The sequence below is a fragment of the Chromobacterium rhizoryzae genome, from assembly GCF_020544465.1.
In the GTDB taxonomy this organism is placed as follows: domain Bacteria; phylum Pseudomonadota; class Gammaproteobacteria; order Burkholderiales; family Chromobacteriaceae; genus Chromobacterium.
Genome location: NZ_CP066126.1, coordinates 3,470,357 through 3,490,498 on the forward strand (window position 1 = coordinate 3,470,357; position 20,142 = coordinate 3,490,498).

Below are 20,142 nucleotides of genomic sequence, written 5' to 3' on the forward strand. Positions count from 1 at the left end.
GTACAGGTGGTACATGAGCATTTCAAAACCATTTTCAACGCCGTATCGCCGACGCGCAGCAGACTATGAACAGATTCTAAGAGCCTGTTCACGATCTCGCGAGCAAGAGCGAGACAAGGCGAAAACATGCGAAAAAGCGGAATGTACTCGTGGTACATGAGCATTTTGAGCATGTTTTTAACGCCGTATCGCCGACGCACAGCAGATCGTAAGCAGGTTCTAAGGCGTGACCCGCATATAGGGCGTCGTGCTCAACGTCGCGCTGATGGAGCAACCGCCGGACAGCTGGGCCGCATCCAGGCCGATCACGGTTTCGCTGCCGTTGTCGGCAACGCTGCCGACTATCTTGGTGGGCCCGCACAGGCCGCCGGCGATCGGCGATTTCACGTTCACCGCCACATTGTCCAAGGTCAGCTGGGTGGCGGTGTCCACATGGCCGGTCCACGGCGAGGCGAGCGAGGCGGAGGGCTTGATCACCTTGCACAGCGCGCCGCCGCTGAACGAGGCGCTGGTGATGGCCACATTGCCGTAGCCGTCCACGGTGCCGCTGAACACCGCCTTGCAGTCCAGATCGATGCCGAACTTGCCCACCTTGGCCGGCCCCACCGCGGAAAACGGCATAGGCGCGCCGCCGGGACCGGGCGGAGTGATGGTGACGGCGAAGGCGGAAGCGGCGGCCAGGCTGAGTGCCAGAGCGGCGCCATGAGAAAACAGTGCGAATCCTTGCATGAATGCCCTTTCAATATCGGCGTTGAAAACAACAGGCATTTTTCGTCAAACAAAAAATGACAAATTGATATTTATCAAGTTCGCCATTGCCGCATTACGGACAACTGACATTTAGGCTGATAAAAAATGCCTGCACACCTAAAGGCTTCCTTTATTTGCTACTGATTCTTAAAATCATCTCGCTCACCCGTCAATTAAAAGCCAGCGCTTTCCATTGGATAAATCAACCACAAAACTGTACTACAGCAAATATTCTTAGTAATCGCACGTAGTCATTTAAACTTGATCTAATTAGAACAATGTGACTATACCCAATAAGCCAAGCCGCCTCACGGTGCTGGCTCGGCAATCATCTCTTCTGTTAAAACACTCACCATGCGTCAAAAAGTGCTTAGAATTTTCATCAAAACCATTTTTGAATTTTATAAATATCGAAACAATACACTATGAAATACCAAAAGATGGGAACGGCTCTTATTAAAAAACACCATGGCGATGCTATTTAACTTGTCATGTTTTGATTTTTACAGTCCCTTGTATTTTCCACCAGCCATAAGTCAGCCCGCACCGAAGCCCCCTTCACACCGTTCTATGGCAACGGAGCGCGCGTGTTTCTTTGGGAGAACACCATGAGCGACTCGATTTTCGTATCCAACGAACAGTATGAAGAAACCATGTCCATGCCGGCCGATAAAACCCGGTCACAAGTGGACTTAAAGCAGAACAACGTGTTTGAAATCGGCCTCTGTCTGGCCGGTGCGGTGTCGGCGGGCGCGTATACCGCCGGCGTGCTTGATTTTTTGCTGGAGGCGCTGGAGGCGTGGCAGCAGGCTAAAGCGGACCCTGCGCAAAACCCTCCCTCCCACAGCGTCAAACTCAGCGTGATGGCCGGCGCTTCCGCCGGCAGCGTCGTGGCCGCGCTGTTGGCCTGCTCCTTGCACAAGAATTTCGCTCACGGCCCTCGCTCCGACAACCCGCTGTACCACAATTGGGTGGAAGCCGTGGACATCCTGAATCTGCTCGGCACTCAGGACTTGCAAGACCAAAACTCCGGCTTTCCTTCTTTACTGGATTGCAGCCGACTGGATCAATTGGCCGAGGAGGCACGGTCTCAAACCACACTCGGTGCGCCGTATCGGCGCGATCATGTAGCCGACACCCTGCGACTGGCGTTTTGCCAAGCCAATCTGTCCGGCGTGCCTTACGACTTGGCCATGTCCAGTGACTCCGACGCGCCAGGAGCCCATGGCCTGGATATGACAGCGCACGCCGATCACATCCTGTTTGCGCTGAACACTCGGCCGGACAGCGCGCAGACGCCTCTGCAACCCGATGAATATCCGCTTTCCACGAACACGCCAGACCAGAACTGGCGCAAAATGCTGCAACACGCGCTAGGTTCCAGCGCCTTTCCTGGCGGCCTGCGCCACCGCTTGCTGGAACGACACGCCAGCGACTATTTATATCGCTTCATCCCTCACAATGGACGCTTGATTCGGCTGCGGCCTTCCTGCCAACTGACGGGCAATTACTCCTATCTATGCGTCGATGGCGGAACCATGAACAACGAACCGGTGGCGCTGACACATCAGTTGCTCTGCGGCCCGCTGGGGCATCTAGAAACCTCGGATGGCATCGCCACCCGCGCCATGATAATGATCGATCCCTTCCCGGAGAGCGCCGCCTATCACGCGCCGGAGAAAACCGACGATTTGTTCTCCGCCTTGCCCAAACTGCTGACGGCCTGGAAAGATCAGTGTCGCACCGACAGCGCTGAAAGCATGCTCGCCGATGATGACCATGTTTACAGCCGCTTCCTGATTTCGCCTAACCGGGGAGCAGCCTGGCAGCAGCAAGACCCCAAACTGCCACACCTCGCCTCCTCCAGCCTCGGCGCCTTCGGCGGCTTTCTGCACCAAGCTTATCGCCATCACGACTTCATGCTGGGCCGCCGCAATTGCCAGCAGTTTCTGAAGCAGCATTTCACCCTGCCGGCCGGCCACCCCTTGTTCCGCTCGGGTGAACAGCAGCAAGCCAGGGCGCAGCAAGGTCAAGGGCAGGAAGAATGGCGAATCCTTCCTTTGCTGGGATCCGTCGGTGAAGAGCTGCCGGCACCTCAGCCGGAGTGGCCGGTCGACGCGCTGGATCAAGCCCGGCTGGGGCAGATTCGCGATGGCGTCAAAACCAGGTTCAAGGCCCTGCTCCAAGCGGACAAGCTGCCCCTCTCCAATGCGCCCCGCTGGCTTTCATCTTTGCTGCCCATCCCGCGAGCGCTGTTTGGCTGGTTGGTCTACGACAAAGTAATGGATACCATCATCGCGGCTCAACACACAGCCGGCTTGCTTAGTCCAAATCAGTCAGCGCCAACCCGGCAGGCCGCTTCGCCGGTCCAGCCTTTAGGCCGAGCCACTCCGACCGCTTAAACCTGCTCAGGGAATCATCACCGTGAACTGACCGGGCGCGTTGATCTTGATCACCCCGCCCCAGTTGCACATCAGCATGCTGTTGCTGTCCAGCGCCGGCATATTGCCTATCAGCACCGTGGGCGCGCCCGGCGTCCACGGCGCGGCGGTGACCGGGATGCAGGGCATGGGCGTCAGCACGCCCATGGCGGCGGCGGTGGCGGCCGCCACCATCGGGTTGGCCGGGCTTTGGCACATGCCGAAGGGCATGACGTTGAGCATGGGCACGTTGTCCATGATGTTGGCGGCCGGCACGCCGCCGGCCATCACCCGGTTGGCGGGCAACACCACCAGGCTGCTGGGGGCGACGCCGAAGCTGCATTGCAGCATCGCGCCCATGCACACTTGCGGACATCCCATGTGCGTCTCCTCACTCCGGCGGGCCAAGACATGACATCGTCACGCCAAAGCAAACCGCAGTCAAGCGCGGCCGCGCCAGCCCTGGCCGCGCCGGCACAAGAGCCGTTCCAGCCTCAGCAGCAAGAGCGAAACCGCGGCCGAACTCAAGGCGATCAGCGTGGCCATCGCCGCCGCCGCCGCGGTGTCGCCGGCGTCGTCCATGGTGACGATGGCCACCGCGGCCAGGCTGTTGTCCGGACTGGCGATGAAGATCAGCGCCGACAGCGTGGTCATCGCGGACACGAAGAGATAGCGCATCACATCCAACAGCGCCGGCAGGCACACCGGCAAGCTCACCCGCCGCAGCGTCACCCAGAACGGCACTTTGAGCGAGGCGGCCACCGCTTCGAACTCCCCGTCCAGCTGCTTGAGCGCGGTGCTCATGGTCAGGTGGCCGGTGGTGTAGAAGTGGGCGATGGTGCAGGCGGCCATCAGCGTCATGCCGCCGTAAAGCGCATGCAGCGGATTGTCCGGATGGTTGAAGAAGAACACATAGCCCAGACCCAGCACCAGGCCGGGCACCGCCATCGGCAGCATGGCGAAGAAGCGCAGCAGCGCGCGGCCCAGCGGCGCGGCCGGCAGCTTCTCGCAGGCGTAAGCGCCGGCGAACACCAGCAGACTGCCCGCGCCGGCGGTGAGGCAGGCCAGCTTCAGACTGTTGAAATAAGCGCTCCAGCCGCCGCCGTCCACGCTGTCGAACTGATAATGCGCCAGCGTCAGGCTTAAGTCGTAAGGCCAGTATTTGATGAAGGAGGCGGCAACGCCGACGCCCAGCAAGGCCAACAGCGGTACTGAGATCATCGCCAACAACAGCCAGGCGGCCAGGTCGCGGCCCGACGACGGCCCCGGCGAAAACGGCACCGCGCGCGCGCCCAGCGCCGCCTGCTGGCGGCGCGCCATGCGCCGCTCGATGAAGAATGAAAACACCGCCGGCAGCAGCAGCATCAGGCCCACCACCGCGCCGCGCGGGAAGTGTTGCTGCCCCACCACCTGCTTAAAGGCTTCCACCGCCAGCACGTTGTAGTCCCCGCCCACGATCTTGGGCACGCCGAAATCGGTGATCACCAGGGTGAACACCACCAGGCCCGCCGAGACCAGACCGTAGCGCGCGCCCGGCAGGGTGATGGTGAGAAAACGGCGCAGCGCGCCGGCGCCCAGCGCGCGGCCGGCCTCGTACAAACGCGCGTCCGACGCCGACAAGGCGGTCAACAGGATCAACAGCGCATGCGGAAAGGTATAGAAGGCCTCGCCCAGCACCACGCCCCAAAAACCGTAGACGCTGCCGCCGGCCAGCCAGGATTTGAGCAGGCCCTGGTTGCCGAACAAATACACCAGCGAGATGGCCGGCATCAGCGACGGCGCCAAGAGCGGCGACAAGGCGATCTGGCGAAACACCCCTCGGCCCCAAACGCGGCTGCGGCTCAAGCCCCAGGCAAAGGCGAAGGCCAGCGGCAGCACCAGGGCGGTGACGGTCAGCGCCAGCCACAGGCTGTGGCGGGCGGCGCGCATCAGGCCCGGGCTGTCCAGCACCTGGACGAAGTTGGCCAGGCCGACGAAGCCCCCGTCCATGTCCAATACCGATTTGCCGAAGATGAACAGCAGCGGCAGGCCCAGCGCCAAGGCCAGCAAGGCCGTCAGCGTCCATACCAACGCGGCGGCGACGCGGCGCTCGCCGTCGGCCGGCGCCGCGCGCCGGCCTGGCAAGGCGCGGCTCAGCATGCGCCCTCTCCGGCATAGGCGCGCAGCAGCGCGGCCGGCAATTCCACCGGCACCACCTCGCCCGGCGTCAGCGGCTGGCGTTGCAGCATGGACGGGCAGATTTCAGCGTGCAGCAGTTGGCCGGGCATGCCTTCCGGCTGCAGGCGCAGCCGGGTCATCGCGCCGCCGAAGCTGATGTCGGCCACCCTCGCCAGCAAGGTGTTGGGCGCGCCGTCCCAGCGCGCCTTGACGATGATGTCTTCCGGCCGCAGGAACAGGGTCAGCGCCTCGGCCTGCGGCAAGGGCGCGTCCAGCCGCAACAGGCAGTTGCCGACGGCGGCGCCGTGGGCGTCCCGCCGCCGCGCCGGCAGCCAGTTGGCGGCGCCGACGAATTCGGCGACGAAGCGGCTGGCCGGCCGGCGGTAGATTTCGGCCGGCGTGCCGATCTGCTCGATGCGGCCGGCGTTCATCACCACCACCCGGTCGGCGATGGCCAGCGCCTCGGCCTGATCGTGGGTCACCATCAGCGTGGTGACGCCCAGCCGTTTTTGCAGGCCCTTGAGTTCGTCGCGCAGCTTGTCGCGCACCCGCGCGTCCAGCGCGGACAGCGGTTCGTCCAGCAGCAGCAGGCCGGGCGAGGTGGCCAGCGCCCGCGCCAGCGCCACGCGCTGCTGCTGGCCGCCGGACAACTGGGCCGGGTATTTGTCCTCGGCGCCGGGCAGGCCCGCCAGGTCCAGGAGTTCGCGCACGCGGCGGGCGTGGCGCGCGCCGCCGCCGCGCGGCTTGAGGCCGTAGGCGATATTGTCGGCGACGCTGAGATTGGGGAATAGCGCGTAGCTCTGGAACACGATGCCGTAGTCGCGGCGCGCCGGCGGCTCGTCGGTAATATCGCGCTCCAGCAAATGGACGCTGCCGGCGTCCGGCCGTTCCAGCCCGGCGATCAGCCGCAGCAAGGTGGTCTTGCCGCAGCCGGACGGGCCCAGCAGACAGACAAATTCGCCTTTGCGGATGGACAGCGATACGCCGTCCAAAGCGGTAAAGCCGCCAAAACGGCGGCTGAGGCCGCGGACGGACAGGTGTTCGGACAAGCCGTCCAGGCTATCGGCCGGTTTCATGCGCAACTCCAGGGTGTCTTAGAACCTGTTTACGATCTCGCGAGCAAGGGCGAGACAAGGCGACAACGGCTGAAAAAGCGGAGCGCACACACGGTATATGAGCATTTTGAAGACGCACTCACCGTGTAACGCTCCACGACGCGCAGCAGATCGTAAACAGGTTTTTAAAAAGAAACGACGCCGCCCGGCGGGCGGCGCAATGACGGAAGCCGGCTCAGCTCTTGGGTTCGGCCTTGCTTTCGTAGCGGCGCGACCATTCGCGCAGGATGGCCTCGCGCTGCTTGGCGGCCCAGGCGAAATTGTTCTTGCTCAGACGCTGGGCGTAATCGGCGGGGATGAAGGGATTGGGCTTGGCCACGCCGGGCATGGCCAGCACCGCGTAGTTCTTTTCATACAAGCGCATCGCCGGCAGGCTGACCGAGAAGTCCGCCAGCTTTTGCGCGGCGGCCAGCTTCTTGCTGCCCTTGATGATGGCGGTGGCCTCCAGGTCCCAGCCCAGGCCTTCCTTCGGGTAGATCAGGTCGATGGGCGCGCCCTTTTCCTTCAGTTGGGCGCCGCGGTATTCGAAGGAAATGCCTATCGGGTACTCGCCGGCGGCGGCCATCTTGCACGGCTTGGAGCCGGAGTGGACGTACTGGGCCATATTGGCGTGCAGCTTGTCCATATAATCCCAGCCCTTTTTCTCGCCCATCATCTGCAGCCAGGCGGACACGTCCAGATAACCGGTGCCGGAGGACGCCGGATGCGGCATCACGATCTGGCCCTTATAGACCGGCTTGGCGAGGTCGGCCCAGCTCTCCGGCTTGGGCAGGTTTTTCTTGGCGGCTTCCACGGTGTTGAAACAGAGGGCGGCGGCCCACACGTCCATGCCGGTCCACTTGGGCGGCTTGGCCTTGTCGACGAATTCCGGGCTCAGCTTTTCCACGCCCTTGGGCGCGTAAGGCTGCAGCATGCCCTGCTGGTCCAGAATCATCAGGCTGGTGGCGGCCAGGCCCCATACCGCGTCGGCTTGCGGATTGTTTTTCTCGGACAACAGCTTGGCGGTGATGATGCCGGTGGATTCGCGCACGAAACGGATTTCGATGTCCGGGTTGGCCTTCTCGAAAGCCTCTTTGTATTCCTTGACCTGGTCCGCCTCCAGCGCGGTGTACACGGTCAGGGTGGTGGCGGCCTGCGCCAGCGGGGCCGTCAGGCCGGACAGGGCCAGGCCGGCGGCCAGGACAATCAGCTGTTTCATCGACATCGCTCCAATGGGTTTAGACGTATAGACCTCATGGTCCATGCGCCGTCCGTCAATCAGCCGCCACCTTACGACGCGCCGATGACAGCGCGGTGACGGCCGGGTGAAGCTTGTCTTGCGCGGCTGGATGTCCTGCCCGCCGGCGCGGCGGCCTACCAGGCCAGCGGCCCTTTCTCGCCGTTGGCGTGCTCGCCGTAATACAGCGACGGCAAGAACCGCGCCAGGCAGCTGAACTCGTTGTAGCAATGGCGCATCAGCTCCAGGCCCAGGCGTTCCGGCACCGGCTCGCCGCTGCCGTCGGCCGCGCCCAGCAAAAAGCGGCTGCGCAGCACCGCGCCGTGGGCGGTGTCCCGCGTCAGGTGCACCATCTCGCCGTCCAGCGGGTCGCCGTCGGCGCTGAGCCGCGGTTCGTTGCCGAAAGCGATGCGCGCACACACCGCGGCCGAGGCCTCGCCGCGCGCCAGCGCCGCGCTCAAGCGGCCGGCGCCGAAGAAGGTTTCCGGCGGGTGGAACTTCAACACCGCCGCCACCGGCGGAATCTCGCCCAGCGCCTCCACCGCGCGCACGGTGGAGCCGATATAGCCGCGGCCGGCGCGGCGGCGGCCGTCCCAGCCGCGCAGCTCCACATGGTCGTGCGGATGCCACCAGCGGATGTGCCGGGTGGAATCGAAGAAGGTGAACCACCAGTCGAACATGCGGCCGGCGCAGCCGGGCATTTCGGTGCGCGCGGCCACCAGCAAGCGGCCGTCGTCCAGACGGCGCACGCCGGTTTCCAGCATCAGCGGGCCGGGCTGCAACAGCTCATCGTAAGATGTTTCATAGTGAGAATTCACAGTACACTCCTTGGCTTGAAGATCAGCGCGGCGCGACGCCGGCGCTGGTAAATTAAGAAACGCATTGCGTTTCCATATTGAGGAAACCTTACCCCGATGTCAAGCCAGGATCAGGCCTCGCCGCGCGCGCGCGGCCGCCCCGCCGCGCCGGAACACGCTTTGAAGCAACAGGTGCTGGACGCCGCCACCGAACTCTTGCTGAGCCAGGGCTACCAGGCCGCCACCATGGCGGCGGTGGCGCAGCGGGCCGGGGTGGCCAAGAAAACGGTGTACCGCTTCGCCGACAACAGCGAGCAGTTGCTGGGCGCGGTCATCCACGGCTGGACCGACGCCTTCGTCGCGCCGATGAGCGAGCCGCTGACGGAGGCCGCCGCGCTGCCGCAGGCCTTGGAAGCGCTGCTGAACACCGTGGCGGCCAAGGTGCTCACGCGCGAGGCGGTGGGATTGTTCCGCCTGCTGATAGGAGACTTTCCCGGCCGGGAACAGGCGCTGGCGCAGTACGCCGAGCACGGCGTGCAGCGCTGCGCCGCGCTCTTGGCCGGCTGGCTGGAGCGCCAGGCGGAACAGGGCTTGATCCGCTGCCCGCAGCCGGCGCAAACCGCCGAACTGCTGCTGGCGATGACGATAGCGGAACCGCTGCGCCGGATGGCGCTGGGCCTGACGCCGCCGCTGCCGGAGCACGAGCCCGGCGAGCGCATCCGCGCCGCGGTGGCGCTGTGTTGCGCCGGCCTGCTGCCGCGCTGAGCCGCCCCGCCGGGCCCGGGCATACAAGGCCCGAAACCTTGACTAAACTGTCTTGAAGACAACCTTATTTGCGACCATGAGCCTGCGCCGCGTCCTTGATAGCATCGTTACCCGCTTGCTGCTGCTGGCGCTGGGCATCGTGGTGGCCGGCGCGGTGGCGCGCTACTACGCGCTCAGCCAGTTTCTGCGCGAGGATTTGAGCAAGGTGGTGCAGAACCAGCAGATGGCGCTGGCCAGCTACGTCGCCCGCGACGTGGACTTCAAGATCCAGCAGCGCCAGGCCTTGCTTCAGCGGTTGGCCGCCAGCCTGCCCCAGGAGCTGCTGCAACGCCCGGCGGAACTGCAAGCCTGGCTGCGCCTGCATTGCGACTTCCAATGCCCGTTCTCGCAAGGCCTGTACGTGGTGACGCCGGACGGGCGCGCCATCGCCGACTATCCGTCCATGCCCGGCCGCGTGGGTCGGGACTATTCCGACCGGGACTATATCCGCGTCGCCCTGTCCAGCCCGCCCAATCTGGACCGCGTCGTCATCGGCCGCCCGCTCATCGGCCGCATCAGCAAAAAACCGGTGCTGCCGATGGCGGCGGCGCTGCCCTGGCGCGACGGCCGCCCGCAAGGTGCGCTGGCCGGCATTACCGCGCTGGCCGCGCCGGGCTTCATGGACTTGCTGCTGGCCTCCCACATCGGCGGGCCCAATAGCGGCTTTTTGCTGATCTCGCCGCAGGACAAGATCTTCGTCGCCTCCTCCCAGCCGGACATGGTGCTCAAACCCACGCCGCCGGCGGGGATCAATCCCTTGCACGACCGGGCGATGACGGGGTTTCGCGGCGTGGGCATCACCGTCAACGCCCAGGGGCGCGAGGAAGTCTCCGCCATCGCCTCGGTGCCCAGCACCGGCTGGTTCGTGGTGGCGCGGCTGCCCAGCAGCGAGGCCTTCGCCACCGTGGGACGGGCGCAAGCCTTTTTGCTGAAAAACGCGGTGATCGCCGTGCTGGTGTTCGCCCTGGCCGCGGGCGCGGGCCTGTATCTGCTGTTCCGCCCGCTGTTCCGCGCCGCCAGCCACGCGGACCGCATGACCCGCGGCGAACTGCCGCTGGAACCGCTGCCGGTCAAGCGCAACGACGAGGTGGGCTATCTGCTGGCCGCCTTCAACCGGCTGCTGAGCAAGCTGGACCAGCATCAGGCGGAACTGGCGCGCATGGCCCATCACGACACCCTGACCGGCCTGCCCAACCGCGCCTTGCTGGCCGACCGCCTGACCATGGCGCTGGCGCGCGCGCAGCGCAATGCAAGCCGGCTGGGCTTGTTGTTTCTGGATCTGGATGGCTTCAAGCAGATCAACGACGGCTACGGCCACAAGGCCGGCGACAAAGTGTTGTGGCAGGCGGCGCAGCGCCTGGGCGGCATCGTGCGCCAGACCGACACCCTGGCGCGCATCGGCGGCGACGAGTTCGTGCTGTTGATCGGCGATCTGGGCGAGGACGCGGAGGAAGCGGCCCGCATCGTGGCGGCCAAATGCATAGAGACGATGCAAACGCCTTTCGACATCGGCGGCGAACAACGCCAGTTGGGCATTTCCGTCGGCATCGCGCTGGGCAACGGCGACAGCAGCGCGGACAGCCTGCTGCAGGCGGCGGACCAGGCGATGTACCGGGCCAAGAAGTCCGGCCGCAGCGGCTGCGAAAGCGTCACGCTGTAAAACCCGTTTACGATCCCGCAAGCCGTCCGGCGGCCCTGCCAGGCCGCCGTGACTGCCGCTGTCTATACGATTTCGGGGATGGGCTCGATATAAGCCACCCGCTCGTTATTGTGCAGCACTTCCACCGCCGTGTACTTGGGCGCGCCCGGCGGCAGCACCCTGTCGTAGTGGGCGTGCGCCACCGCCAACACCTGCGGCCACATGCCGGGCTTTTGCACCAGGTGCAAGTCCAGCATCAGGATGGCCGGGTTGATGCCTTGCGGCTCGCGCATGCACAGCAGCGCCTCCACGCCGGGGTTGGCCACCACCACGTCGCCTGCCACATGCAAGCTCTTGGGGTGACCCGGCATCACGTTCAGCCAGGCATGCCAGTTTCTCGATTGCAAAGCCATATCCATTCTCCTGCCAACGGCGGGACGACCATTGCATGCGCACCGCTCAGAACCTGTTTACGATCTGCTGCGCGTCGGCGATACAGCGTTGAAAACCACTTCGAAATGCTCATGTACCACCTGTACATTCCGCTTTCTCAGCGGTTTTCGCCTTGTCTCGCCTTAGCTCGCGAAATCGTAAACACGTTCTCCGGCGTCCCGCCAGCCGGAGACGGCGCGCGGCTCGCCGCCACGCGGCCGGCGAACTGCCCCGGTTATAGCAAGCGGCGGCGGCTTCGCCGGCGCGGTTTTCCAGGTATTAAGGACAGTCCGCCTCCCTGCCCCGCGTCAGCAGCCGCAGCAGCCGCTCGCCGGCCTCGGCCAGTTCGCCGTCGTTTTGCAGCACCGCCGCGTCCGGCGGCGGCGTCAGCGCGGCGGCCTCCTCCAGCCGCAGGGCGACGCGCTCGGCCGATTCCCGGCCGCGGCCGGCCAGCCGCGCCGCCAGCGCCGCCGGGCTGGCGACGACCCACACCGGCCGCAGGCCGGGAAAACGCCGCGCCGCCAGCGGCAGCGCCGAGCGCGAGCCGTTGACCACCACGTCCAGCCCCTGTTCCAACCACAGCGCCACTTCCATGCCCAGGCCATAGGCCAGACCATGCCGCCGCCAGCTCAGGGCGAAGCAGCCGCTGCGCTCGCGTTGTTCAAACTCTTCCCGGCTCAAGGCCACGTGGTTCTCGCCGCCGGCGTCGGCCGGCCGGGTGATGTAGCGGTGGGCGAACACCAGCCGGCCGGAGGCCGGCAGCCGCGCCCGCGCATAAGCCAGCAGGCTGTCCTTGCCGGCGCCGGACGGGCCGATCACATACCACAGCGCGCCGGGCTCAGGCTTCATAGCGCGCCACCTGTCCGTCAAAGCCGCAATGCGCGAGGTAGCGGAAAGCCTCGCCCGCCGCCGGCTCGACAAACACCGCCACGCCGTCCACCCGCGCGCGGGAGAAAGCGGCGAAATGCCCGCGCGCCGCCTGTTCCAGCGCCCGCCCCGTCGCGCTGTCCAGCCTCAGCCGGCCGCTCAGCGTCAGGTGAAAGCGGTAGTGTTCGAACACATAGGGATACCCCCAGCGCAAGCTTAGCCGCTCCTGGCGCGGGTCCAGCCCGGCGCGCGTTTTCCGCGGCGATTCGCGATCGGCCAAGGGCTCCAGCTCCACCACGCAGGCGGCGGCCAGTTCCGCCAGCTCCGGCGGCGGCGCCGGCGGCCGCAACGCCAGAAAATCCGCCAGCCAGGCCACCTCCAGCGCCAGCTCGAAGGGCTGGAAGCGTTGCGCCAATGCCGCGGTCCGCGCCAGCAGCGCCGCCTCGTCCGCGCCGGCGCGCAAGGCGAACGGCGCTTTCAGCGTGGCGTGCCATCCGTAACGGGCCGGCGCCGCGGTCAGCTCCGCCCAGACTTCGGCGTCCAGGCCCGGCGCGTGCGGCGGCAACACTTGCAGGCCGCTGTGCGCGTCCTGGCCCAGCCAGCCGCTGCCGGCGCGCCAGAAGGCGCTGTCCGGCCGCGGCGCGTAATACAGCGCGTAACGCATCAGGCCTCCTCCATCACCAGTTGCACCAGATCGCCGTTGAAGCAGGTGATCCCGTATTGCACCGGCCGCCCCTGCGGGTCCACGTTCAAGGACTTCACATGCAGCACCGGCCGGTTCTTGGGCAGCCCCAGATAGTCCACCGTCTCGCTGTCCGGCAGCCGCGCGCTGACGCGGGTGAAGCGCCGGGTGTAATCGTCTACGCCGAAATGCGCCAGCGCGCGCGTCACCGAGCGCTCGCGCCGGTAAATCTCCGGCAGGCCGGGAAAGCGCGCCGCCGGAAAGAACAAGATCGCCCAGTCCACCACCCGCAACGCCACCCGGCTCAGGGTCTTGATCCGCAGCAGCGGCTCGCCCACCGCCACTTGCAGCAAATCGGCCAGTTCGGCGTTGGCCGGCACCGTGTCGCTGGCCAGGACGTCGATGTCCGAGTTCAGGTTCTGACTGGCCATGTTCTGGGAAAAACGGGTGCGCTTGCTGATCGCGTAGTCGATCGCATTGTCCTGGACGAAGGTGCCGCGCCCCTGCTCCACCCGCAACAGGCCGCGCTCCACCAGCGTGGCCACCGCGCGCCGTATGGTGTGGCGGTTGACACGAAAGCGCTGGGCCAGTTGCAGCTCGGTGGCCAATTGCTCGCCGGCGCGGATCGCACCGCTGGCGATCTCCTCCGCCAGGCTGTTTTCTATCTGCCGCCAGACGGCGACCCCGGAACCGCGTTCAATCATCGTTCTCGCCCTCTCGTTCCCATGGCGGCCAAGGTCTAGCCCCGCCACCCAATCGTCACAAAACCTTCATCGCCGCATGCTGTTTGCGCCTTATCGCCGGCCATTATCATGGATACGTCTATACGTTTATATGAATTTTTGTTGAAACCGCACAGGGGAATACCCGATATGGAAACCTCGACCCGACAAGACTGGCTCAGCGTGCTGGCCCACACCCCGCCGCCGCGGCTGCGCCGGCTGCTGGGCCCGCAATTGCCGCCGGCGCCGCAAGTGGAATGGCTGCGCCGCGCCGAAACCGGCCTTGTCATGCTGCAGGGCCGCGCCGGCGGCGGCGGCGCCCGCTTCAATCTGGGCGAAGCCAGCGTCAGCCGCGCCAGTTGCCGGATCAACGGCCGCCTGGGCCACGGCTGGGCGCTGGGCAGCAACGGCGAACACGCCGAATTGATCGCCCAGGCCGACGCGCTGCTGCAAGACCCGGCGCGGCGGGACGGTTTGCTCGCGCAATGGATAACGCCCTTGCGCGCCGAACGCGCCGCGCGCCGCGAACAGGCGGCGCGCGAAGCCGCCGCCAGCAAGGTGGAGTTCTTCACCCTGGTCCGGGGGGAATGAGATGAATGAAATGCGCGCCGCCTTCTCCGACCCGGTTCACGACAGTCAGCGCTGCTTCCGCGCCGCGCTGGCCGCGCTGGCCGAACCCCTACTGCCGCAAACGCTGCCTGCGCTGCCGGCCGAGCTGCCCGGCCTGATGCCGGCCACCGCCGCCCTGCTCTATGCCCTGCTGGACCAGGACGTCAGCGTCTGGCTGCCGCCGCTGCCGGCGGACACCCTGGCCAGCCTGCGCTTCCACACCGGCCTGCGCCTGGCCGCCGCGCCGGAACAGGCCGACTTCGTGGTGCTGCCGCTGGGCGCGCCGCCGCCGCCGCTGGCCGCGCTCAAGGCCGGCGAGCCCGAATACCCGGACCGCTCCGCCACCGTGCTGCTGGAAACCGCCGGCTTCAACGCCGAACAGGTGGAAGCCGACGGCCCGGGCTTCGCCGCGCCGCGCCGTTTCGGCGTGAACGGCGCGCCGGACGGTTTCTGGCGGCAATGGCGGGACAATCACGCCCGTTTTCCGCGGGGCGTGGACATTTTTCTGATCTGCGGCGAGCGCGTGGCCGGCCTGCCGCGCAGCACCCGCGTCAAGGAGGGTTGAGATGTACGTAGCCGTCAAAGGCGGAGAAACCGCCATCGCCCGCTCCTGGGACCTGCTGGCCGCCAAGCGCCGCGGCGACGCGGCGACGCCGGAACTGAGCCTCGCCCAGATCCGCGGCCAATTGCGGCTGGCGCTGGCCAGGACGATGCAGGAAGGTTCGCTGTACGACGAGGAGTTGGCGGCGCTGGCGCTGAAACAGGCGGCCGGCGACTGCGTGGAGGCGGCCTTCCTGCTGCGCGCCTTCCGCACCACCCTGCCGCGCTTCGCCGCCAGCCGGCCACTGGACACCGCAGCGATGCGGGTGCGCCGCCGCGTGTCCGGCACCTTCAAGGACGTGCCCGGCGGCCAAGTGCTGGGCCCCACCGCCGACTACACCCAGCGGCTGCTGGACTTCGGCCTGGCCCAGGCCGGCGAGCCGCCGCGGCCGACGCTGGCGGACGCGCCGCTGCCGGAACGGCTGCCCTGCGTGCTGGACACCCTGGCCCAGGAAGGGCTGATCGAGCCGGAAACGCCGCCGCCGGGCGATCCGGAACCGGCCGACCTGACCCGCGAGCCGCTGCTGTTCCCGGCCGGCCGCGCCGCCCGGCTGCAAAACCTGGCGCGCGGCGACGAGGGCTGGCTGCTGGGCCTGGCCTACTCCACCCAGCGCGGCTACGCCGAAAGCCACCCCTTCGCCGGCGAAATCCGCATGGGCGAAGTCAGCGTCGTGGTCTGCCCGGAAGAACTGGGCTTCGACGTCGACATCGGCGAAATCACCCTGACCGAATGCCAGATGATCAACCAGTTCGCCGGCAGCCGCAGCGCGCCGCCGCAGTTCACCCGCGGCTACGGCCTGAGCTTCGGCGAGGCCGAACGCAAGGCGATGGCGATGGCCCTGGTGGACCGCAGCCTGCGCGCCGCCGAACTCGGCGAAACGGCGCACGCGCCGGCGCAGCAGCCGGAATTCGCGCTGTGCCACAGCGACAACGTCGAAGCCTCCGGCTTCGTCCAGCATCTCAAGCTGCCGCACTACGTCGACTTCCAGGCCGAGCTGTCGCTGATACGCCAGCTGCGCCGCGAACACGCCGCCAAGGAGACACAAGCATGAGCACCGTCGCGCCATGGGCGTACAACTTCGGCTTCCTCGACGAAAACACCAAGCGCATGCTGCGCCGCGCCCTGCTCAAGGCCGTGGCCGTGCCCGGCTATCAAGTGCCCTTCGGCGGCCGCGAAATGCCGCTGCCCTACGGCTGGGGCACCGGCGGCATCCAGGTGACGGCCAGCGTGATCGGCCGCGACGACGTGCTCAAGGTCATAGACCAGGGCGCGGACGACACCACCAACGCGGTCAATATCCGCCGCTTCTTCGCCCGCGTCGCCGGCGTGGCCACCACCACCCGCAGCGCCGAAGCCAGCCTGATCCAGACCCGGCACCGCGTCCCGGAAACCCCGCTGCGCGCCGGCCAGGTGCTGGTGTTTCAGGTGCCGGAGCCGGAGCCTCTGCGCACGCTGGAGGCCAGCGAACAGGAAACCCGCAAGCTGCACGCCCACCAGGATTACGGCCTGATGCACGTCAAGCTGTACGAGGACATCGCCCGCTACGGCCACATCGCCGCCAGCTACGACTACCCGGTGCTGGTCAACGGCCGCTACCTGGCTTCGCCCTCGCCCATTCCCAAGTTCGACAATCCCAAGCTGGACATGAACCCGGCGCTGCTGCTGTTCGGCGCCGGCCGCGAAAAACGGCTGTACGCGATCCCGCCGCACACCCGGGTGGAAAGCCTGGCCTTCGACGACCATCCGTTCCAGGTGCAGCGCTGGGAACAGGCCTGCGCGCTGTGCGGCGCCGGCGACAGCTATCTGGACGAAATCATCACCGACGACGCCGGCGCGCGCCAATACGTCTGCTCCGACAGCGACCACTGCCGGCAGCGCCGCGACACACAGGAAAGCCCGCAATGAACCCGCCCCTACTCAGCGTCCGCGGCCTCGGCAAGGACTACGGCAACGGCAACGGCTGCTTCGGCGTCGATTTCGACCTCTACGCCGGCGAAGTGCTGTGCGTGGTCGGCGAATCCGGCTCCGGCAAATCCACGCTGCTGGCCGCGCTGGCCGGCAAGCTGGCCGCCGACGCCGGCAGCGCGCGCTTTCGCGAACGCGACGGCCGCGAGCACGAACTCACCGCCATCGCCGAATCCGAGCGCCGCCGGCTGGCGCGCAGCGAATGGGGCTTCGTGTCCCAGCACGCCCGCGACGGCCTGCGCATGAACGTCTCCGCCGGCGCCAATATCGGCGAGCGGCTGATGGCGCTGGGCCAGCGCCATTACGGCCGGCTGCGCCAGACCGCCGGCGACTGGCTGGAACGGGTGGAAATCGGCCGCTCGCGGCTGGACGATCCGCCCAGCGCCTTCTCCGGCGGCATGCAGCAGCGGCTGCAGATCGCCCGCAGCCTGGCCACCCATCCGCGGCTGGTCTTCATGGACGAACCCACCGGCGGCCTGGACGTCTCGGTGCAGGCCCGCTTCCTGGACCTGACCCGAAGACTGGTGCGCGACAGCGGCATCGCCGTCATCATGGTCACCCACGACCTGGCCGTGGCCCGTCTGCTGGCGCAACGCACGCTGGTGATGCAAGGCGGCCGCGTGGTGGAAGCCGGCCTCACCGATCAAATCCTGGACGATCCGCAGCATCCGTACTCCCAGCTGCTGGTATCCTCCATCCTGCAGGCCTGAAGCCATGAAGCTATTGATAGACGCAAGGCAAGTGAGCAAGACTTTCACCCTGCACCAACAAGGCGGCCTGACGCTGCCGGTGCTCGACGAGGTCTCCCTGCAGGCCGCCGCCGGCGAATGCGTGGCGCTGGCCGGCCCTTCCGGCGCCGGCAAGAGCACGCTGCTCAAGGCGCTGTACGCCAATTACCTGGTGGAGCGCGGCAGCATACGCATCCGCCACCGCGACGCCTGGCTGGACATGGCCGCCGCCTTGCCGCACGAGATCGCAGACGCCCGCCGCCACACCCTGGGCTACGTCAGCCAGTTCCTGCGCGCCATCCCGCGGGTGCCGGCGCTGGACATCGTCGCCGAGCCGCTGCGCGAATGGGGCGTGGACGCCGACGCGGCGCGGCGCGAGGCCGGCGCTTTGCTCGCGCGGCTGAACATACCGGAACGGCTGTGGCGGCTGCCGCCGGCCACTTTTTCCGGCGGCGAACAGCAGCGGGTCAATATCGCGCGCGGCATGATAGCGCCGCGGCCCATCCTGCTGCTGGACGAGCCCACCGCCTCGCTGGACGCCGCCAACCGCGCGGTGGTGATTGAACTGATGCGCGAAGCGCTGGCGCGCGGCGCGGCGCTGGTGGGCATCTTCCACGACGAACCCACCCGCGACGCCGTCGCCGACCGCGTGTTTGAAGTCCCGCTGGCAAACAAATCGGAACACCTAGCATGAAACGGATATTGAACAATGCCCGGCTGATCCTGGCCGACGGCGTCGTCGAACGCGGCGCGCTGGAAATAGACAACGGCGTGATCGCCGCCGTCCATGCCCAAGCGCTGAGCGCCCCCCCGCCCCACAGCGAAGATCTGGACGGCGACGACCTGCTGCCCGGCCTGGTGGAAGTGCACACCGACAATCTGGAAAAACACCTGATGCCGCGCAACGGCGTGCTGTGGCCGACGCTGCCGGCCGTGGTCACCCACGACGCGCAATGCGTGGCAGCCGGCATCACCACCGTGCTGGACGCGCTGTCGGTGGGCGATCTGGAAGGCGACAGCGTGCGGCTGGATACCTTGCAAAGCGCCTTCGAGGCGATAGACGCCGGCATGCGCCGCCGCGTCTTCCGCGCCGAGCACCTGTTCCACCTGCGTTGCGAACTGGCCTATCCCACGCTGCTGGACGCGCTGTCCCCCTTGATCGGCCATCCGGCGGTGCGTCTGGTGTCGCTGATGGACCACACCCCCGGCCAGCGCCAATACCGCGACCTGGCGCAGTACAAAAAGTACTACGCCAAGAAAAACGTCAGCTGGAACGACGACACCTTCCTCGCCGCGGTGGAGCAACGCAAGCTCAAGCAAGACCGCTACGCCGAAAGCCACCGCCAGGCGGTGGTGGAACTGGCGCGCGCGCGCGGCATAGCCCTGGCCAGCCACGACGACACCGAGCTCAGCCATATCGACGAGGCGGTGCGCGACGGCGTGGCCATGTCCGAATTCCCCACCACCCTGACCGCCGCGCGCGCCGCGCGCGAACAGGGGCTGATGACGGTGATGGGCGCGCCCAACATCGTCCGCGGCGGCTCCCACTCCGGCAATGTCGCCGCCCTGGAACTGGCCGGCCACGGCCTGCTGGACATCCTGTCCTCGGACTACGTGCCGGCCAGCCTCTTGCACGCCGCCTACCTGCTGGGCCGCCAGCCGGGCTGGGACCCAAGCCGCGCCGTCGCCACCGTCACGCGCAACCCGGCCCGGGCGGTGGGATTGGCGGACCGCGGCGCCATCGCCGTCGGCCAGCGCGCGGACCTGGTCCAGGCGCGCGAGCGGGACGGCATTCCGCTGGTGCGCCAAGTGTGGAGCGCCGGCCTGCGCGTATTCTGATAAACGGCGTCCACGCCAAAAGGGCCGCGTTATCGCAACGCGGCCCCATTTCATTTCAATCCGACAATCCCCATTTCGCCCGCTCCGGCGGGGCGAGGAGAAGCCCGCGCCTGACTTTGCTGCCACAAACCAGGCGCAGGCGCTCACTCGCGCCGCAAGGGCGCATTCAAAGCCTTCTCCTTGCCAATATGCAAGAGCAGCATCAAAACGCCTATGCCCAGCGCCTTCATCCCGCACCAGAACAAAGCGATGCTAAATACGCGACAACATACAAAACCGATCAGCGACACAATTGATTTCCCAATCCAAAAATAAACGCCACTACTGACCAATAATCAAATGGAAAACGCTTCCGACTTCACCGCCCAATAAATATCCAAACGCTCCTTGCGCGTCAGATACACCTTGCCGCCCACGCCGCCGCCTTTCAGGGCGACGCTGCATATTCTCAAAGCGCGATAGAGTCCAGGCACCACCGCGCCCATGGCGGAGGTTTTTCTAATCAGGTTTTCGATATAAACCGTCAAGCTCTCCAAATCCTGCCGCCAAATCATCTCCCGCTCTTGGGCCAAGCCTTCCAATACTTTTTCATTTCCCGCCATTAACACGGCCACTGCCTCCAAAAAACATCAGCGGCCAGCTTAACCCTGTTGATACTAAATGTCTTTATCCAAACCAGTACAATTTATTATCAGCCATTAGAAATGATTATCGTTTTGGCCGCCGCCCCAGGTCCGATATCGGCCCGAACAGGGCCAACAACGGCCGCAGCAATCATTATCATTCCTTACCACCCCTG

The 20,142-nt window shown here is 66.2% G+C and carries 22 protein-coding genes; 10 read left to right on the plus strand and 12 right to left on the minus strand.

Annotation, left to right across the window (positions count from 1 at the left end):
* Positions 1–219 precede the first annotated feature (219 nt).
* Positions 220–729 carry a hypothetical protein gene (locus tag JC616_RS15550; RefSeq protein WP_227104121.1) on the minus strand — a complete coding sequence of 170 codons (510 nt, stop codon included), beginning with the start codon at positions 727–729 and terminating at the stop codon, positions 220–222.
* Positions 730–1,358: 629 nt separating this feature from the next.
* Here JC616_RS15550 and JC616_RS15555 point away from each other — a divergent pair.
* Positions 1,359–3,152 carry a patatin-like phospholipase family protein gene (locus JC616_RS15555; protein ID WP_227104122.1) on the plus strand — a complete coding sequence of 598 codons (1,794 nt, stop codon included), beginning with the start codon at positions 1,359–1,361 and terminating at the stop codon, positions 3,150–3,152.
* Positions 3,153–3,158: 6 nt separating this feature from the next.
* Here JC616_RS15555 and JC616_RS15560 read toward each other — a convergent pair whose 3' ends face one another.
* The 5 genes from JC616_RS15560 to JC616_RS15580 all read right to left on the minus strand — a co-directional run bounded on the left by JC616_RS15560 (position 3,159) and on the right by JC616_RS15580 (position 8,476).
* Positions 3,159–3,551, minus strand: coding sequence for a DUF4280 domain-containing protein (locus tag JC616_RS15560; protein WP_081545670.1), 393 nt, complete (start codon positions 3,549–3,551; stop codon positions 3,159–3,161).
* Between the two features lie 60 nt (positions 3,552–3,611).
* Positions 3,612–5,309, minus strand: a complete 1,698-nt coding sequence (locus JC616_RS15565; protein ID WP_227104123.1) for a putative 2-aminoethylphosphonate ABC transporter permease subunit — start codon at positions 5,307–5,309, stop codon at positions 3,612–3,614.
* Positions 5,303–6,403, minus strand: a complete 1,101-nt coding sequence (locus JC616_RS15570) for a putative 2-aminoethylphosphonate ABC transporter ATP-binding protein (RefSeq protein ID WP_227104124.1) — start codon at positions 6,401–6,403, stop codon at positions 5,303–5,305. Before JC616_RS15570 ends, JC616_RS15565 begins: the two co-directional genes overlap by 7 nt.
* 214 nt (positions 6,404–6,617) lie before the next feature.
* Positions 6,618–7,640, minus strand: a complete 1,023-nt coding sequence (locus tag JC616_RS15575) for a putative 2-aminoethylphosphonate ABC transporter substrate-binding protein (RefSeq protein WP_227104125.1) — start codon at positions 7,638–7,640, stop codon at positions 6,618–6,620.
* A gap of 155 nt (positions 7,641–7,795) precedes the next feature.
* On the minus strand, positions 7,796–8,476 hold the full coding sequence (locus tag JC616_RS15580; RefSeq protein WP_107799816.1) for a DAPG hydrolase family protein: 681 nt from the start codon (positions 8,474–8,476) through the stop codon (positions 7,796–7,798).
* Positions 8,477–8,572: 96 nt separating this feature from the next.
* Between JC616_RS15580 and JC616_RS15585 the strand changes: the two genes are divergently transcribed.
* Positions 8,573–9,220: a TetR/AcrR family transcriptional regulator gene (locus tag JC616_RS15585; protein WP_227104126.1), complete on the plus strand. Its 648-nt coding sequence runs from the start codon at positions 8,573–8,575 to the stop codon at positions 9,218–9,220.
* A 76-nt stretch (positions 9,221–9,296) separates the two neighbouring features.
* Complete coding sequence (locus JC616_RS15590) at positions 9,297–10,919, plus strand: sensor domain-containing diguanylate cyclase (RefSeq protein WP_107799818.1); 1,623 nt, start codon at positions 9,297–9,299, stop codon at positions 10,917–10,919.
* Between the two features lie 62 nt (positions 10,920–10,981).
* Here the strand turns inward: JC616_RS15590 and JC616_RS15595 are convergent, their stop codons facing one another.
* The 4 genes from JC616_RS15595 to phnF form a co-directional block, all read right to left on the minus strand.
* Positions 10,982–11,311: a hypothetical protein gene (locus JC616_RS15595; RefSeq protein WP_107799819.1), complete on the minus strand. Its 330-nt coding sequence runs from the start codon at positions 11,309–11,311 to the stop codon at positions 10,982–10,984.
* A 298-nt stretch (positions 11,312–11,609) separates the two neighbouring features.
* Complete coding sequence (phnN, locus tag JC616_RS15600; RefSeq protein ID WP_227104127.1) at positions 11,610–12,179, minus strand: phosphonate metabolism protein/1,5-bisphosphokinase (PRPP-forming) PhnN; 570 nt, start codon at positions 12,177–12,179, stop codon at positions 11,610–11,612.
* Positions 12,169–12,861, minus strand: a complete 693-nt coding sequence (locus tag JC616_RS15605) for a DUF1045 domain-containing protein (protein ID WP_227104128.1) — start codon at positions 12,859–12,861, stop codon at positions 12,169–12,171. The genes phnN and JC616_RS15605 overlap by 11 nt, the downstream gene beginning before the upstream one ends.
* On the minus strand, positions 12,861–13,583 hold the full coding sequence (phnF, locus tag JC616_RS15610; protein WP_227104129.1) for a phosphonate metabolism transcriptional regulator PhnF: 723 nt from the start codon (positions 13,581–13,583) through the stop codon (positions 12,861–12,863). Before phnF ends, JC616_RS15605 begins: the two co-directional genes overlap by 1 nt.
* A 168-nt stretch (positions 13,584–13,751) precedes the next feature.
* Here phnF and phnG point away from each other — a divergent pair, with 168 nt between their 5' ends.
* The 7 genes from phnG to JC616_RS15645 are packed head-to-tail and all read left to right on the plus strand — an operon-like array spanning position 13,752 to position 19,343.
* Entirely contained in the window at positions 13,752–14,192 is a 441-nt protein-coding gene (phnG, locus tag JC616_RS15615) for a phosphonate C-P lyase system protein PhnG (RefSeq protein WP_107799823.1), read from the plus strand.
* Position 14,193: 1 nt separating this feature from the next.
* Positions 14,194–14,775 (plus strand): phosphonate C-P lyase system protein PhnH, encoded by a 582-nt coding sequence (phnH, locus tag JC616_RS15620; RefSeq protein WP_227104130.1) that lies wholly within the window; start codon positions 14,194–14,196, stop codon positions 14,773–14,775.
* Between the two features lies 1 nt (position 14,776).
* Positions 14,777–15,862, plus strand: a complete 1,086-nt coding sequence (locus JC616_RS15625) for a carbon-phosphorus lyase complex subunit PhnI (protein WP_227104131.1) — start codon at positions 14,777–14,779, stop codon at positions 15,860–15,862.
* Positions 15,859–16,716: an alpha-D-ribose 1-methylphosphonate 5-phosphate C-P-lyase PhnJ gene (locus JC616_RS15630; RefSeq protein WP_227104133.1), complete on the plus strand. Its 858-nt coding sequence runs from the start codon at positions 15,859–15,861 to the stop codon at positions 16,714–16,716. Before JC616_RS15625 ends, JC616_RS15630 begins: the two co-directional genes overlap by 4 nt.
* Complete coding sequence (gene phnK, locus JC616_RS15635) at positions 16,713–17,486, plus strand: phosphonate C-P lyase system protein PhnK (RefSeq protein WP_227104135.1); 774 nt, start codon at positions 16,713–16,715, stop codon at positions 17,484–17,486. Before JC616_RS15630 ends, phnK begins: the two co-directional genes overlap by 4 nt.
* Positions 17,487–17,490: 4 nt before the next feature.
* Positions 17,491–18,198 carry a phosphonate C-P lyase system protein PhnL gene (phnL, locus tag JC616_RS15640; protein ID WP_227104137.1) on the plus strand — a complete coding sequence of 236 codons (708 nt, stop codon included), beginning with the start codon at positions 17,491–17,493 and terminating at the stop codon, positions 18,196–18,198.
* Entirely contained in the window at positions 18,195–19,343 is a 1,149-nt protein-coding gene (locus JC616_RS15645) for an alpha-D-ribose 1-methylphosphonate 5-triphosphate diphosphatase (RefSeq protein WP_227104139.1), read from the plus strand. Before phnL ends, JC616_RS15645 begins: the two co-directional genes overlap by 4 nt.
* 143 nt (positions 19,344–19,486) lie before the next feature.
* Here JC616_RS15645 and JC616_RS15650 read toward each other — a convergent pair whose 3' ends face one another.
* Positions 19,487–19,633, minus strand: coding sequence for a hypothetical protein (locus JC616_RS15650; RefSeq protein ID WP_157222177.1), 147 nt, complete (start codon positions 19,631–19,633; stop codon positions 19,487–19,489).
* Positions 19,634–19,678: 45 nt separating this feature from the next.
* Complete coding sequence (locus JC616_RS15655) at positions 19,679–19,945, minus strand: hypothetical protein (RefSeq protein ID WP_146176662.1); 267 nt, start codon at positions 19,943–19,945, stop codon at positions 19,679–19,681.
* Positions 19,946–20,142 lie beyond the last annotated feature (197 nt).

What these genes read in the sequence shown, in the direction of transcription:
- phnL (WP_227104137.1), top strand. Translation starts at nt 17,491, where the DNA reads ATGAAGCTATTGATAGACGCAAGGCAAGTGAGCAAGACTTTCACCCTG.
- JC616_RS15550 (WP_227104121.1), bottom strand. Translation starts at nt 729, where the DNA reads ATGCAAGGATTCGCACTGTTTTCTCATGGCGCCGCTCTGGCACTCAGC.
- JC616_RS15590 (WP_107799818.1), top strand. Translation starts at nt 9,297, where the DNA reads ATGAGCCTGCGCCGCGTCCTTGATAGCATCGTTACCCGCTTGCTGCTG.
- JC616_RS15555 (WP_227104122.1), top strand. Translation starts at nt 1,359, where the DNA reads ATGAGCGACTCGATTTTCGTATCCAACGAACAGTATGAAGAAACCATG.
- JC616_RS15570 (WP_227104124.1), bottom strand. Translation starts at nt 6,403, where the DNA reads ATGAAACCGGCCGATAGCCTGGACGGCTTGTCCGAACACCTGTCCGTC.
- JC616_RS15560 (WP_081545670.1), bottom strand. Translation starts at nt 3,551, where the DNA reads ATGGGATGTCCGCAAGTGTGCATGGGCGCGATGCTGCAATGCAGCTTC.
- JC616_RS15630 (WP_227104133.1), top strand. Translation starts at nt 15,859, where the DNA reads ATGAGCACCGTCGCGCCATGGGCGTACAACTTCGGCTTCCTCGACGAA.
- phnK (WP_227104135.1), top strand. Translation starts at nt 16,713, where the DNA reads ATGAACCCGCCCCTACTCAGCGTCCGCGGCCTCGGCAAGGACTACGGC.
- phnN (WP_227104127.1), bottom strand. Translation starts at nt 12,179, where the DNA reads ATGAAGCCTGAGCCCGGCGCGCTGTGGTATGTGATCGGCCCGTCCGGC.
- phnH (WP_227104130.1), top strand. Translation starts at nt 14,194, where the DNA reads ATGAATGAAATGCGCGCCGCCTTCTCCGACCCGGTTCACGACAGTCAG.
- JC616_RS15565 (WP_227104123.1), bottom strand. Translation starts at nt 5,309, where the DNA reads ATGCTGAGCCGCGCCTTGCCAGGCCGGCGCGCGGCGCCGGCCGACGGC.
- JC616_RS15625 (WP_227104131.1), top strand. Translation starts at nt 14,777, where the DNA reads ATGTACGTAGCCGTCAAAGGCGGAGAAACCGCCATCGCCCGCTCCTGG.
- phnF (WP_227104129.1), bottom strand. Translation starts at nt 13,583, where the DNA reads ATGATTGAACGCGGTTCCGGGGTCGCCGTCTGGCGGCAGATAGAAAAC.
- JC616_RS15595 (WP_107799819.1), bottom strand. Translation starts at nt 11,311, where the DNA reads ATGGCTTTGCAATCGAGAAACTGGCATGCCTGGCTGAACGTGATGCCG.
- phnG (WP_107799823.1), top strand. Translation starts at nt 13,752, where the DNA reads ATGGAAACCTCGACCCGACAAGACTGGCTCAGCGTGCTGGCCCACACC.
- JC616_RS15605 (WP_227104128.1), bottom strand. Translation starts at nt 12,861, where the DNA reads ATGCGTTACGCGCTGTATTACGCGCCGCGGCCGGACAGCGCCTTCTGG.
- JC616_RS15575 (WP_227104125.1), bottom strand. Translation starts at nt 7,640, where the DNA reads ATGAAACAGCTGATTGTCCTGGCCGCCGGCCTGGCCCTGTCCGGCCTG.
- JC616_RS15585 (WP_227104126.1), top strand. Translation starts at nt 8,573, where the DNA reads ATGTCAAGCCAGGATCAGGCCTCGCCGCGCGCGCGCGGCCGCCCCGCC.
- JC616_RS15655 (WP_146176662.1), bottom strand. Translation starts at nt 19,945, where the DNA reads ATGGCGGGAAATGAAAAAGTATTGGAAGGCTTGGCCCAAGAGCGGGAG.
- JC616_RS15645 (WP_227104139.1), top strand. Translation starts at nt 18,195, where the DNA reads ATGAAACGGATATTGAACAATGCCCGGCTGATCCTGGCCGACGGCGTC.